Origin of the sequence: Nitrosomonas oligotropha (genome assembly GCF_009833085.1) — a bacterium.
In the GTDB taxonomy this organism is placed as follows: Bacteria; Pseudomonadota; Gammaproteobacteria; order Burkholderiales; family Nitrosomonadaceae; genus Nitrosomonas; species Nitrosomonas oligotropha.
This window is the reverse complement of sequence record NZ_QRBZ01000045.1, coordinates 30,935-44,232: the sequence shown is the minus strand read 5'-3', so window position 1 is coordinate 44,232 and position 13,298 is coordinate 30,935. Positions and strand designations below refer to the sequence as shown.

At 52.8% G+C, this 13,298-nt stretch carries 14 protein-coding genes; 6 read left to right on the top strand and 8 right to left on the bottom strand.

Annotated features, from left to right (window positions below; genetic code table 11):
- Window positions 1-70: 70 nt before the first annotated feature.
- From ABD07_RS13570 to ABD07_RS13555, 4 genes are all read right to left on the bottom strand, one after another.
- Window positions 71-943, bottom strand: coding sequence for a hypothetical protein (locus ABD07_RS13570; protein WP_160818731.1), 873 nt, complete (start codon window positions 941-943; stop codon window positions 71-73).
- Between the two features lie 297 nt (window positions 944-1,240).
- Complete coding sequence (locus ABD07_RS13565) at window positions 1,241-2,506, bottom strand: hypothetical protein (RefSeq protein ID WP_160818730.1); 1,266 nt, start codon at window positions 2,504-2,506, stop codon at window positions 1,241-1,243.
- A gap of 31 nt (window positions 2,507-2,537) precedes the next feature.
- Window positions 2,538-2,813, bottom strand: coding sequence for an RnfH family protein (locus ABD07_RS13560; protein ID WP_108698273.1), 276 nt, complete (start codon window positions 2,811-2,813; stop codon window positions 2,538-2,540).
- An 8-nt stretch (window positions 2,814-2,821) separates the two neighbouring features.
- A complete protein-coding gene (locus ABD07_RS13555) occupies window positions 2,822-3,259 on the bottom strand; it encodes a type II toxin-antitoxin system RatA family toxin (protein WP_108698190.1) in 438 nt (145 codons plus the stop codon).
- 89 nt (window positions 3,260-3,348) lie between these two features.
- Between ABD07_RS13555 and smpB the strand changes: the two genes are divergently transcribed.
- Both smpB and ABD07_RS13545 read left to right on the top strand, forming a co-directional pair.
- The gene (smpB, locus tag ABD07_RS13550) at window positions 3,349-3,792 is read left to right on the top strand and encodes an SsrA-binding protein SmpB (protein ID WP_108698191.1); all 444 of its coding nucleotides are present in this window, start codon (window positions 3,349-3,351) and stop codon (window positions 3,790-3,792) included.
- Window positions 3,793-3,849: 57 nt separating this feature from the next.
- Window positions 3,850-4,863, top strand: coding sequence for a COX15/CtaA family protein (locus ABD07_RS13545; RefSeq protein WP_160818729.1), 1,014 nt, complete (start codon window positions 3,850-3,852; stop codon window positions 4,861-4,863).
- Here the strand turns inward: ABD07_RS13545 and ABD07_RS15090 are convergent.
- Entirely contained in the window at window positions 4,860-5,174 is a 315-nt protein-coding gene (locus ABD07_RS15090; protein WP_240142568.1) for a hypothetical protein, read from the bottom strand. The genes ABD07_RS13545 and ABD07_RS15090 overlap by 4 nt on opposite strands.
- Before the next feature lie 19 nt (window positions 5,175-5,193).
- Between ABD07_RS15090 and ABD07_RS13540 the strand changes: the two genes are divergently transcribed.
- The gene (locus tag ABD07_RS13540; protein ID WP_240142567.1) at window positions 5,194-6,090 is read left to right on the top strand and encodes a lytic transglycosylase domain-containing protein; all 897 of its coding nucleotides are present in this window, start codon (window positions 5,194-5,196) and stop codon (window positions 6,088-6,090) included.
- A 7-nt stretch (window positions 6,091-6,097) separates the two neighbouring features.
- Here ABD07_RS13540 and ABD07_RS13535 read toward each other — a convergent pair whose 3' ends face one another.
- Both ABD07_RS13535 and ABD07_RS13530 read right to left on the bottom strand, forming a co-directional pair.
- Window positions 6,098-7,525 (bottom strand): NAD-dependent succinate-semialdehyde dehydrogenase, encoded by a 1,428-nt coding sequence (locus tag ABD07_RS13535; RefSeq protein ID WP_240142566.1) that lies wholly within the window; start codon window positions 7,523-7,525, stop codon window positions 6,098-6,100.
- Window positions 7,510-8,790, bottom strand: coding sequence for a Y-family DNA polymerase (locus tag ABD07_RS13530; protein ID WP_160818727.1), 1,281 nt, complete (start codon window positions 8,788-8,790; stop codon window positions 7,510-7,512). Before ABD07_RS13530 ends, ABD07_RS13535 begins: the two co-directional genes overlap by 16 nt.
- Before the next feature lie 297 nt (window positions 8,791-9,087).
- Between ABD07_RS13530 and ABD07_RS13525 the strand changes: the two genes are divergently transcribed.
- The gene (locus tag ABD07_RS13525) at window positions 9,088-9,756 is read left to right on the top strand and encodes a DUF1614 domain-containing protein (RefSeq protein ID WP_160818726.1); all 669 of its coding nucleotides are present in this window, start codon (window positions 9,088-9,090) and stop codon (window positions 9,754-9,756) included.
- A 79-nt stretch (window positions 9,757-9,835) separates the two neighbouring features.
- Here ABD07_RS13525 and ABD07_RS15085 read toward each other — a convergent pair whose 3' ends face one another.
- Window positions 9,836-10,516: an FxDxF family PEP-CTERM protein gene (locus ABD07_RS15085; protein ID WP_240142565.1), complete on the bottom strand. Its 681-nt coding sequence runs from the start codon at window positions 10,514-10,516 to the stop codon at window positions 9,836-9,838.
- 238 nt (window positions 10,517-10,754) lie between these two features.
- On the opposite strand from ABD07_RS15085, the gene ABD07_RS13515 reads away from it, so the two are divergent.
- Together ABD07_RS13515 and ABD07_RS13510 are read left to right on the top strand one after the other, a co-directional pair.
- Window positions 10,755-12,521, top strand: a complete 1,767-nt coding sequence (locus tag ABD07_RS13515) for an NAD(P)H-dependent oxidoreductase subunit E (protein ID WP_160818725.1) — start codon at window positions 10,755-10,757, stop codon at window positions 12,519-12,521.
- Complete coding sequence (locus tag ABD07_RS13510; RefSeq protein ID WP_160818724.1) at window positions 12,521-13,252, top strand: 2Fe-2S iron-sulfur cluster-binding protein; 732 nt, start codon at window positions 12,521-12,523, stop codon at window positions 13,250-13,252. The genes ABD07_RS13515 and ABD07_RS13510 overlap by 1 nt, the downstream gene beginning before the upstream one ends.
- Window positions 13,253-13,298: the final 46 nt, after the last annotated feature.

The following is a 13,298-nucleotide window of genomic DNA, read 5'->3' as shown; positions in this document are numbered from 1 at the left end:
AAGCTAATCTACTACAGCCCCTAAATTAATATTGCAGTGATCGCTACTGCGATCAGTTTCTTGTAAACAGCTACCGCTTTGAACCTGAGTTTACAAAACGGCCACCAACATTTTTCCAGGACTCATTGGTAACTGCGTTGTAGATCGAATTAGCATCGGTGGCAAAGCAATTCGGTACGACTTGGTTGGTGGTCGTGCTATTTAGCGCCAATGTTACCGGAGGCGTGATGGTTACTCCGGGCACATCCGTAATTCCGATCAGTGCCGATGTGATGTCGAAACATACATTGGTATTGATTATCAAATTGACATCATCGGCCGGAACATGGATTGTACAATGTTTGCTATTTGCAAACCCCTCGGCAGCTGATTGAAATGGATTGGGAATGCCCGGGATATCGATGGTAATCCCGTTAATCGGCGCTGAAACAACTGCCGTACTGGTTATTACCGAAATACCAGTTGCTGTCGACTGTCTCCGTGTTGAGCAGAAATTATTGTTGGCAGGGAGCGGTATACAAGCTCCACCCGTAGTGACATTGACAACATTACCGCTTTGCGAAAATGACATCCCAGCAGGTGCATTGGCTGTATTGCAAGCAGGAATGCTACTATTCCCACCGGTATCAACGATTCCCGTTATCAATTCCGGCAATCCTGCAATCCTTGTTGGTACAGTCCCATACGGTCCACCCAGCACATAAACACTATTATCATTCTTGTTCACCCCAGCATAAATGCCAGTGTCTGGGTAATAACGGTATAGCCAAGGCTCAATGCTTTGTGTTACCTGATGATTAGGAAAAAAATCCGGATAAGTATTTTCAGCCCAATTCAGTAGCTTTTCAGTATCGGTGGTGATATCGGCCGGCAAAAAATTTGCATTGCTCATCAAGATAACCGTGCAGGCCGACAGAATGAATTGTTTTATCGATTTTTTCATAAAAAACTCCTGATTTATCATTATAGTGGTGCTCTTTTATCGGAAAGGATATCACAAATCATAGAACATCAGCCGCCGCGAAACTTTGCATTTGAAACCACGCTTTCGGGCCGCAGCTATCTGCGCCTGATCAATTGGCTGCAGCGGTGATGATTGGCGGGTGGGGATGTCGAAAATACGTGTGACGGAGCGGGTAGTACACGGTAGCCACAGTATTCCGCTATGCGATAGTCAGCTGGAACCGCAGAAATAACCGGATAACAAAAACTCCATTACTGCCTGATAACAGCTGGTAACCTATCGTTCTTCCCTGAGCTTCAATTTAAACTTGGGCGCTCGTTTCTTCTCCGAAGACGATAAGCGGTTGAGTCCCAGCACTGTGATGCGGTGTGCACTGTTGAAGCTGGGGGCGCCGTCCTGGTCGCGCAGGATGGAGGATACTTTGTATTCCAGGTAACCTGCTCTTGGATCGAAGCGGATGTCGTGAATCCAGATGCCTGCGCGCTGTACCCGTTGATGTTCGCATTCGTTGGCAAGTTCCCAGCCGGTCAGCATCGGGATGGCATAGTCGTAAGGTAGCTCATTGATACGAACCGTTTGCGTGCGCACTACGCCATCGATACTTTTGCGGCAGGTATCCGCTTTTCCGGTACGTGGATTCAGCGCCAGGAAATCTCCGTGCAGTTTGACGCTGCGGCCGCGGATCTGGGCAGCGCGGGTTTTGATGCGGTGCGCGTGCGTGTTGTTATCCTTGAAAATGGTCTGCGTCACCCAGTGCGGGGTACCACCGAGACTGGGCGCTGCACTGGCTTGCGACAAATTGTAAGCCACTTGCAACAGGCGGTAATCCACGCGATCCGACCATTGGCACGGCCAAAGACGCCATTCGCATTCAAAGGTATCGGCGTATTGGAAATCAAATCCGCGCGGGATAATGGCAACCGCATCGTATTTTCTTAACATGCCTTTTTGGCCGGTATGTTCCAATGTAGCTACCGCACCTTGGCTTTCAGTCTGCACTACCGAAGATTCGACACCGTTGTGATCTTCTTCTATCGTGGCGTCAATTGCCGAAGAATGGTAGCCGAATGCGGTATAAAACACGCAAAACTCAAAAGCATCCTTGCGGCTCTGATCTTCCAGCTTGCCTTTTGCCTCGAATACCAGCACCGTGGAACCGGTGTTTTTAACCAGCTTGCTGTGCGTGATATCGGCCCGCATCGAATTGACTTCGCGATCCTGGTTCAGATAGCGCAAATCCCAGCCATTTAACACCACCGTACCGCTATCGACGTAATCCGGCATTTCAATCCATTGCAGCAGGGTTACCGGTTCAGCCCCATTATCACGCTGCATGCATTTTTTTCCCTCCAGCAGAATGAATTTGCCTTGATCTTCAAATACTGTTTTTGCGTCGGATTTGAGCGACAGTTGCTCAAAGGGTGTGAGGATTTTTGTGCGATCTTCCGCATCGGGCGTTTTCTTTTCCGTTTTTTTAGTTGCGCAAGCGGAAAGGGAAAGCAGCAGGCACGTTGCAAGCAATATTAATACAGCGCGGATCATGTTTACTCCCTTGAAATTGAGCTAGGGAAAGTCAGCGGTTATTTTTCTTGGCGCGTAATCTTCTCGCTTCTTTCGGATCGATGATCAAAGGCCGGTAAATTTCAATCCTGTCATGCGGCTCCAGCACGGCCTGCAGTTGGGTCAATTTACCGAAAATACCCAGTTTGTTTTGAGTCAGATCAATCTCCGGAAACTCATCCAAAACGCCGGAGCACCGTATCGCGTGTTCAACCGTACACCCCGGAGATACATCGAGTTTTTTCAGAAACTGAACCTGCGGCAGCGCGTAGGCGATTTCAATTTGCATCGGCGCTGTCACCGCTTGCCGTAAATCACTTCCGCCCGTTCGATGAAGTGTTCCACGAAACTGTTTGCAATCATGTGAAACACAGGTCCGACCAGTTTCTCGAGAATCCGGTGCGAGAACGTGTAATGCAAACGGAATTTGATCTTGCAGGCGCTATCCGATAGCGGAACAAATTGCCAGTAACCGTCCAGGTGCTCAAACGGCCCGTCGAGCAGACTCATCTCGATCAAATCCGGTGGAAAGCGTTTATTCTTGGTGGTAAAGCTATGCTGAATATGGTGATAGTCGATCTTGACGGTGGCATGCGTCGTCACTTCGTCTTGCGGATCGACGGAAGTACCGCCGCACCACGGAAGAAACTCAGGATATCTCGCCACATCATCGACCAAGGCAAACATTTGACTTGCCGAGTATTCAACTAAAACTGATTTTTCTATTTCTGCCATAAAAGTAAATCACCCCGCATCCATGAGGTAATACTGAAAAACTGATAAAATATACGAAATCCCGTAATTCCCACCGATTTCATGCCCCTATGAGTATAGTACAAAATAAAAAAGCCTTTCACGATTATTTTATCGAAGAAAAGTACGAAACGGGCATGGTGCTGGAGGGATGGGAAGTCAAAGCCATCCGCGATGGCCGGGTTCAGTTGAAAGAAGCTTATGTTATTATCCGCAATGGTGAGTTGTACCTGATCGGCTGTCATATCAGTCCGCTCAAGACGGCTTCAACGCACATCAATCCTGATCCGGTCAGAACCCGCAAACTGTTGTTGCACGCGGAAGAGATCAAACGGCTCATCGGCAAAGTGGAACGCGCCGGGTACACGCTGGTTCCCATCGATATGCATTACAAAGCGGGCAGGATTAAACTGGAAATCGGCTTGGCCAAAGGCAAGAAGCAGCATGACAAGCGCGAATCCGAGAAACAGAAGGAATGGGAGCGTACCAAGCAACGCTTGATGCGCGCCAAATAAAGCAAGGGATACCGAGTTATCCATTCAATTTCAAAAATAATTTAAATTTTTACGATTATGCAGAAACCTATTGCGATCTGGTTATTCATTTGTTGTGCCCTGGTATTTGCCATGATAGTGGTCGGCGGTGTTACGCGCTTGACCGATTCCGGGCTTTCCATCGTCGAGTGGCAGCCGATTGTCGGCACCATGCCGCCCATTACGCAGCAAGATTGGGACGTGTTATTGGAAAAATACCGTGCCACACCGCAGTACCAGCAAGTCAATAAAGGCATGAGTGTCGATGAATTCAAAAGTATTTTCTGGTGGGAATACTTTCACCGCGTGCTCGGCCGGTTGATCGGTCTGGTATTTTTTGTGCCGTTCGTTTACTTTCTAGTGAAAAAGCAAATCGACCGGCCGCTGGGTATCAAGCTGGCGGGGATATTCGTATTGGGCGGATTGCAGGGATTCATGGGCTGGTACATGGTCATGAGCGGCCTGGTCAACGATCCGCATGTCAGCCAGTACCGCCTGACTGCGCATTTGGGGCTGGCCTTTGTCATTTTCGCCGCGATGTTCTGGGTCGCATTGGGATTGCTGTCGCCCAAGAGCACGCCTGCCAAACCGGACGAAAAATTGCTAAACCTGCGGCGGTTTTCCTTTAGCCTGTCTTCATTAATTTTTTTCATGGTGCTATCCGGCGGCTTTGTGGCGGGTATCCGCGCTGGCTTGGCCTACAACACTTTCCCGCTGATGAACGGGCATGTCATTCCACCCGATCTCTTTGTACTGGAACCGTGGTATCGCAATTTCTTCGATAACATCACCTTGGTGCAATTCGATCACCGGCTGATTGCCTGGATTCTGGCTTTTTCCGTGCCGTTTTTCTGGTTTAAATCGCGCCAAGTCGAGTTGCCGGGAACCACGCGTTTAGCTTGCAACGTTTTTCTGCTGATGCTCGGGGTACAAATCAGCTTAGGCATTGCAACGCTGCTCAATGCGGTGCCGATTACATTAGGCGCATCGCATCAAGGCGGCGCGGTGCTGCTGTTTGCCGCATCCTTATGGGTGAGCCACCGGTTACGTTAGTCATGCGCGGAAGCCGCATCGCTCCGTTTTAATGACGGAGCGATGTCATCAGCAACTCCATTCATCCAGCCATTGCCCCTATGCGGTGCATCTTGTTCGATCCCCATTTCAATGGATAAAGCACCCCGTTCCGGCAACCCCCAACCCGCTACCGTAAAACCGAAACCGAGGCGCAGACGCACCGCAGCTGCACGTAATGGCAATGACCCTGGCAAACCGCCCAGGAAGCAACCCAGAAGAAACCGGCCCGGCGGATTCCAGCGGACAGTATTACTGACCGGCATCGAAATACTCGGCTTAAGCATTGCCATAGTTTGCGCCATTATCCTGTTGCTCGGTTACTCCGCGGGCCAGTTCTCGGGCACCAGTTTTTTCGGTCATTTGCTACCGTTCACCGCCGGTGTGTTGGCGTTGATATTGGCTGTGAGCGTTTTTTTGGTCGGCTGGTGGAAACTGAGAAAATGGCTGCGGCTTCATTCGGAATGGCTGACACCGGCACTGTCCATTGCACTCGCTGTGCTGATATCCTGGCTCGTCACGCACGATCAATTTTCGCTGGCTTACGGCAATTTCCGCACTTTGGTCGGCGGTAAGGAAGAAGCGGGACGAGTGACGATTGCGCATCAGGTTTACGCGGCTTACCGCCGTCACGATTCGGCGCAATTGCAAAAAATGGTTAACCGCTCGCAAGAATACCGGCAAGCGATCGAAGACGCAGCGCGGTCTTTCGATATCGACGCGCATCTGCTGCACGGCATCGCCGCAACCGAATCGTCTTTTATCCCGCGCGACAGCAGCGACGGCGGGCGCGGGCTGTTTCAGATCACCCGGGTTCCGGAAACCGTCATCGCGCAAGCGCGCAGGCGGCTCAATGTGGAAAAAATTATGCTGGATAATCCCCGCCACAACGCCTTTGTCGCCGCCGCGACATTCAAACATTACTTGGCGGAAATGAAAGACGATCTATTCCTGGGATTGCTGGCTTACAACATCGGCCCCGCGAATGGCGGTCTGCGCTTTATCATGCAGCAATACGGCGCCACCGACTTCACCACGATCCAACCCTATCTGCAAACGCTGCCGCGCGACTATCCGATACGGGTGCTCGCCTACTCGCTGGCGTTCCGCCTATGGCACAGAGAAGGCCGCTTGCTCGCGTATGAAGAAGGCAACAACGCCATCCGCATCCAGCGCATCGGCATACCGGGGCTGCATGCCGGTTTATAAGTGGCGGCTATTTAATCCACACCGTTTTGATATTCACAAACTCCCGGATGCCGTGGTACGACAGTTCCCGGCCATAACCGGATTCTTTCACGCCGCCAAACGGCAGGCGCGGGTCGCTTTTGACGATGCCGTTGACGAAGGTGCAACCGGCATGAATCTGCCGGGCCAGCGCCTCGCCGCGCACTGCATCGCACGTCCATACGCTGCCGCCCAGGCCGAAATGCGTGCGGTTGGCTAATTGGATCGCTTCTCCGGCATTTTTCACCCGCACGATCGCCGCCACCGGACCGAACAATTCTTCGTCAAACGCCGCCATCCCCGGTTGCACATGATCCAGAATCGTCGGCGCGTAGTACGCGCCTTGCGTGCCGATGAAAGCGCCGCTGGTCACCCGTTGCGCACCCGCTGCCAGACTCCGCTCGACCTGCGCATGCAGCTCGGTGCGTAAATCTTCGCGCGCCATCGGCGCAATGCCGGTGGCGCCATCTTTCGGATCGCCGCTTTGCAATTGATTCATCAGCGTTTTCAATTGCGCAACAAAGGCATCGGCAATAGTTTCCACAAGAATAAAGCGCTTCGCGGCAATACAGCTCTGCCCCATGTTCTGCAACCGTGCCGTCAGCGCTTGTTTTGCCGTCGCTTCGATGTCGGCATCGTCGAGTACGATGAACGGATCCGATCCGCCCAGTTCGAGTACACATTTTTTCAGATGCTGCCCGGCAATCGCCGCGACTTTGCGTCCCGCCGCGCTGCTGCCCGTCAGCGTCACGGCAGCGATACGCGGATCGGCAATCACCGTCTCCGCCTGTGCGGCACTGATCATCAACGTGCGGAAGATATGCTCGGGGAATCCGGCTTGCCGGAACGCTTCCTCCAGCGCCAGCGCGCAACGCGGCACATTCGACGCGTGCTTCAATACCACCGCGTTACCCGCCATCATCGCCGGCGCCGCCGCGCGGATCAATTGCCAGAATGGAAAATTCCACGGCATGATGCACAGCACCGTGCCCAAAGGCTGATAAACCACCAGACTGCGGCTCGCATCGGAAGCGATCACTTCGTCGCTCAAATACGCTTGCGCATGGTCTGCGTAGTAGTCGCAACCCATCGCGCACTTCCCCACCTCCGCCCTGGCTTCTTTGAGCAGTTTCCCCATTTCTTCGGTGATCAGATGGGCATACTCTTCGCTGCGCTGACGGAAAATTTGCGCGAGATTACGCATAAAACCGGCGCGCTGTTCAAAACCGAGCGCCGCCCATCCGGCTTGCGCGGATTCCACCTGACTCAGCACCGTATCGATTTCGCTGGCTGGCCAGGTTGGAAAAGAATGCAGGGTTTGGCCTGTGGCCGGGTTGATCGATAGCATCGGCATAGCGGTCACTCTCCTGTTAGTCATTACTGCCAGCGCATCCGCGCTATTTACTTCGTCACGCAAATCAGCTCGTTCCAGTTTGTTGTGTATCTGGGGCTGCGGTTTCCTTGTTTCATTTTCCACGGTTGCCGGAAGCCTTCGGACGCCAGCTTCAACGTGCTGCTGCTCATTTTGGCATTGATTTGATCCATAACCGCCATTAATTTGCCGGATTTATTTTCTGCCGCTGCCAAACCAAACAAGTCGGATTGCCGGTTACCGGCGGAAACCAATTCGGACAGCATCACCCGCGCTTTCTGATAGCGATAGCCGCTGCGATAAATCTTACGCAACCCCCATAACGCGGCTTTGGTCAATCGCACGGTATCGTCGGTGGGCACAGGAAGCGGAATAGCCAGACCATTGGCATAATACCGTTCTTTTTCGTTGAACGGACTGGTACGGATCGCAACGTAAATCGCCCCGGCACACAATTGCTGGCGGCGCAATTTTTCCGTTGCGCGGCGCACATACAACGAAACCGCTTCTTCCAGACTGGCCAGATCCGCCACGAGAACGCCGAACGAACGCGAGCTGACAATTTGCTTTCTCGGCGGTGCGATTTCTTCCAGCTCGATACAAGGCACGCCATTGAGTTCGCGGATAACTTTCTCCATCACGACGGAAAAACGCGAGCGCATCGCGGCCGGGGAAGCCCGCTTCAGATCGAGCACGGTTTTGATGCCACCATCATACAGCTTGGGCACAAGCCGCCGGCCGATACCCCAGACTTCACCTGCGGCAATCCGGCTGAACCAATCATCTTGCTGGTGGAGCGGCATGCTGTTCAGGTCGCACAAACCGTCCAATTCCGGGTATTTTTTGGCGATGTGGTTGGCCAATTTGGCCAGCGTCTTGGTCGATCCGATACCGGCGCAAACCGGCAGACCGGTCCACTGTTTCACGCACCGGCGGATACGCTGGCCATAACATGCCAGATCTGGTGTTCCGAGTCCGGTTAAATCGAGAAAGCATTCGTCAATCGAATAAATTTCCTGCTGCGGGCTGAACATGGCCAGAATGCTCATCACGCGGTTGCTCATATCGGCGTACAACGCATAATTGGAAGATTGCGCAATGATTCCGTGTTTTTTCGCCAAGTCCTCGAACTCAAACCACGGCTGCCCCATTTTCACACCCAGCGCTTTCACTTCGTTGCTTCTGGCCACCGCGCAGCCGTCGTTATTGGACAGCACCACAACCGGCCTGCTCTCCAGGCGCGGATTGAACACCCGCTCGCAACTCACATAGAAGTTGTTGCAATCGACCAAAGCGATCGCGCGCGTCATTTGAGCTCACGCATAGAACCGGTTACCACGCTCGATGTCTCGAATGACTGTGTGAAGATTGTGACGGTGAATTCTCCTGCCCGCATTTTCCATCGTGATGAGTTGTTCTTTTATGATATCGGAACGATATTCAAACATGCATGGAAAAGCATGTCAAATTGGCATTTCTAACCCCGGACAGTGCTTATCCGCAGGATTATCAGCCGGAATCTGAATGCCTCGAATCCATTTCCCGTTACAATGAAAAATTCTTGAATAAAATAGATTACTCAACGATATTTCCCGTACGATACCCCGATGAAAAATTATTTCTCCCCGCTGCATCTGCTGCTTTTCATTTTCCTGCTTAGCATCATGATGGTGCTGTTTCAGGTGGAGTTGCTGTCGTTTGCTTTTGTGAAGCTGGGGTTGCCGCCGGAATCCGGTTTGATGGTGCTATTGTTCTCCTTGCTCGGCAGCGCCGTCAATTTGCCGGTGGCGCGGATCAAAAGCGATGTGCCGGTACAGGAATTCACCCCGTCTGCTTACTGGGGATTGCTCAGGATGCCGCCACAACCATTTCATAATGAAACACAAATTTTAATCAATCTCGGCGGCTGCCTGATACCGGCAACGCTGTCGCTGTATTTGTTTTCCCATAGCACACTCAGTTTGTCCTCCACCCTGTTGGGAATCGCGATCATCAGCGCGATCAGCTACTACTTCAGCCGCCCGATTCAGGGGCTTGGCATCGGCATGCCCATATTGGTGGCACCCATCAGCGCCGCGTTGACCGGTTTGGTCATCAGCCCGGAACAGAGCGCCGCGCTCGCGTACATCAGCGGAACACTGGGTGTGTTGATCGGCGCCGATCTGCTGCACATGAAAGACATTTCCCGGCTCGGCACGCCGTATGCATCGATTGGCGGCGCAGGTACGTTTGACGGAATTTTTATCACCGGCATTGTGGCCGCACTGTTAGCTTAAAGACTCAATATCCATAAAAAAACCCCGCCGAAGCGGGGTTTGTCTTTTTGCCGGAAAACCGGACTATTCGTTACTGTTATTACTGTTTTCTGCGGCGTGCAGCAAATCCCAACAAACCTAAACCGGCCAGCAACATCGCATAGGTTTCGGGTTCAGGAATAGCTGCGATGGCATCGATTTCACCTTCGCCTGGAGACCATGGTCCACCAACCAGACGATCGCCCGATACAACTGCAAAGTAGTTATAGGAGCCGGTAAATGACCATTGTGACGACCAGTCGTCGGCATTCTTCAAAGCGCTGGAATCATCCACGCCTCTTGCCCACACGCTGGTGATGTGCCCTTCTTCGAGCAACGCGCCAGTAGCGTCGGAACCGTAAATACGGAATTCAAAAGGCTCCCAAAATTCACCGGTGTTATCGGCAGTCCAGCCATGATCGATAGCCGGAATCGCAAGCACGAAACTCAATGCAGCAGGACTATACACCAGGATCGCCGGATCGTACTGCAACCAATGATGATCGGCCGTACTCATCGCAGCGGCAGGCGTGAAGCCATCGCCACCGTAAGTCGATCCATCCGCCCAGCCGGTTGCACCATTACCGCCGCTGACATAGCTCAGGTAGCTGGTTGGTGATACCGTACCGCTGTTCACCGTCGCGGTATCGGTCAGTGTTGCACCGCCGATCGTGGTTGTAGCAAATGCCGTGGACATTGATACTGACAGCACTGCCGCGGTCAAAATAATCTGTTTAAACATAAAGCCTCCTATTTATAAATTAAGCCCATCTCGTTCTCACGCCAACCAACCTTAAAGTTGCATGTTTTAGTTAGCGCTTCTCACTTATTTTTATCATTAATAACCTTTTCCTATTAAGAATAAGGTTATTAATTGTAATACGAATTTCGTTCCGGTTTTTATAAAAATGAGCAAGATTTCATAGAACTAACCCTAACCATTCCTGCACTCCGGTGTTAACCTCGGTATACTTTTGCTCATGGATATTTCACGCCCGCACCATCCCGCCTCACCGCACCGGCATATACTGCATCGGCTGCATGCGTTGCAACAGCAATTCCGGCATATTTCACCGCACGCCATGCAACAAGCCGCTGCCGAATTCAATATACCGCTCAGCCAGGTGGCTGCGGTAGTCGCGTTCTATTCGTTTTTCTCCACGCAACCGCGCGGCCGTTTCGATATCTTATTCAGCAATTGCACCAGTTGCGGTTATCTGTCCGGAGAACAAGATCTGATGCGGATGCTGTGCCAGCTGTTACAAGTCACCCCGGGCAAAACACGCGCGGACGGATTGATCAGTATTGATGAGACCTCGTGCATCGGCATGTGCGATCAGGGCGCATCGTTGCTGGTCAATGGGCTGCCGGTGATCGGCTTGAATGCGGAAAAACTGGCACAGATCGCACAGCGGATCACAACGGAATCACCGCTCGCCGATTGGCCAGCGGAATGGTTTGCCGTGCATGACAGGGTATATCAGCGCGATCTGCTGCTAATGGAACAACACGCTCCCGGCAGCGCGCTGCAAACCGCATTGGCGCAAGGTGCTGATCGAACACTGGCAGTCATCCAGCAATCCGGCTTACGCGGCCGCGGCGGCGCAGGGTTCGATACCGGCAAAAAATGGCAATTGTGCCGCGCAGCACCCGGCAGTGCGCATTATGTCGTCTGCAATGCCGACGAAGGCGAGCCCGGTACATTCAAAGACCGGTTGCTGTTACGCGACCATGCCGATGCGATGATTGAAGGCATGACACTCTGCGCGTTAGTTATTGGCGCAAAACAAGGATTCGTCTATTTGCGCGGCGAATACCGCTATTTATTACCGCATCTGCACGCCGCGCTCGATCAGCGCCGCAGCCAAGGATTATTGGGTCAACATATTCTCGGATATGAAAATTTTGAATTTGACATCGACATTGTCGTTGGTGCTGGCGCCTATATTTGCGGCGAGGAATCGGCGTTGATCGAATCGCTCGAAGGCAAGCCCGGCATTCCGCGCATCCGCCCGCCGTTTCCCGTCACGCACGGCTACCTGGGGCAGCCCACCATCGTCAACAATGTCGAGACTTTCATCGCGGCAGCGCATATCGCCGCACACGGCAGCGCTTGGTTTAATTCCATCGGCACGGAGCAATCGCGCGGCGCCAAAATCCTCAGCATCAGCGGCGATTGCGAGAAGCCCGGCATTTACGAATATCCGTTTGGCGTGCGCATTCAACAGATTCTCGACGATTGCGGCGCGCGCGATGTGCAAGCGGTGCAAATCGGCGGCCCCGCCGGAAAGTTACTCGGCGCGGCGGAATTTAACCGCACCATCAGCTTTGAGGATGTCTCCACCGGCGGATCGTTTTTGGTATTCGTTCAGCAACGCGATTTACTCGCGATCCACCGCAATTTCGCACATTTCTTTGCGCACGAAAGCTGCGGTTTTTGCACGCCCTGCCGCATCGGCACGCAGTTATTGAAAAACAATCTGGATAAAATCGCCGCAGGCCGCGGCACAACGCACGATATCGAAGCACTCAAACAGCTCAGCCATCTGATTCAACACCAATCGCATTGCGGCCTGGGGCATACCGCCGCTCATCATGTGCTGGATGGCTTGCAGCAGTTTCCGCAAACTTTTTCTGCTCCTCTGCAACCCCATTTCACCGCGCAATTCGATCTCGATCAAGCGCTGGAAAGCGCCCGGCAGGCGGCACATCGTGACGACGCGGCCGCACATTTGGATAACGGATAATGTCAGACCATCCCAGCACAATCCGCATCGACGATCAGGAAATCCCGTTCACAGCGGGACAGACCATCATGGACGCCGCATTGGCTGCCGGCATTTACATTCCGCATCTGTGCCACTACCCCGGCCTGCCGCCGAGCGGCAACTGCCGCTTGTGCGTGGTGGAAACCGGCAACCGCAGCGCCGCCGCGTGCATCACACCGGCCATAGCGGGACAGGAAATCCGCAACAACACGCCGGAATTGAACGAAGCACGCAAGGCCATTACGCAAATGCTGTTCGTCGAAGGCAATCACATTTGCCCGTCATGCGAGAAAACCGGTAACTGCAAGCTACAAGCAATGGCGTATCACCTCGGCATGCTGGACGATCACTTCCCGCAGTTTTATCAGCGCCGCGAACTCGATGCCTCGCACCCGAAAATTCTACTCGACCGCAGCCGCTGCATTCTGTGCGACTTGTGCGTGCGCGCCAGCCGTGATGTGGATCAGAAAAATGTCTTTGCCATCGCCGGACGCGGCACGGATGCGCATTTGATCGTCAATTCCCCAAGCGGAAAGCTGGCGGATAGCACGATGGCAGTTACCGATCTGGCGGCAAATATCTGTCCGGTCGGTGCGATCTTGATCAAAGAACAAGGTTACCAAGTGCCGATCGGTCAACGTATTTACGACCGGCAAACGATTCGAGAGACCAGTTTACAAGAGCATGTTGAACCCAAAAATGACGATTGAGTATACGATCCAGTCATTGTTAACCGCTCTCTGGCAGGCGCAATGG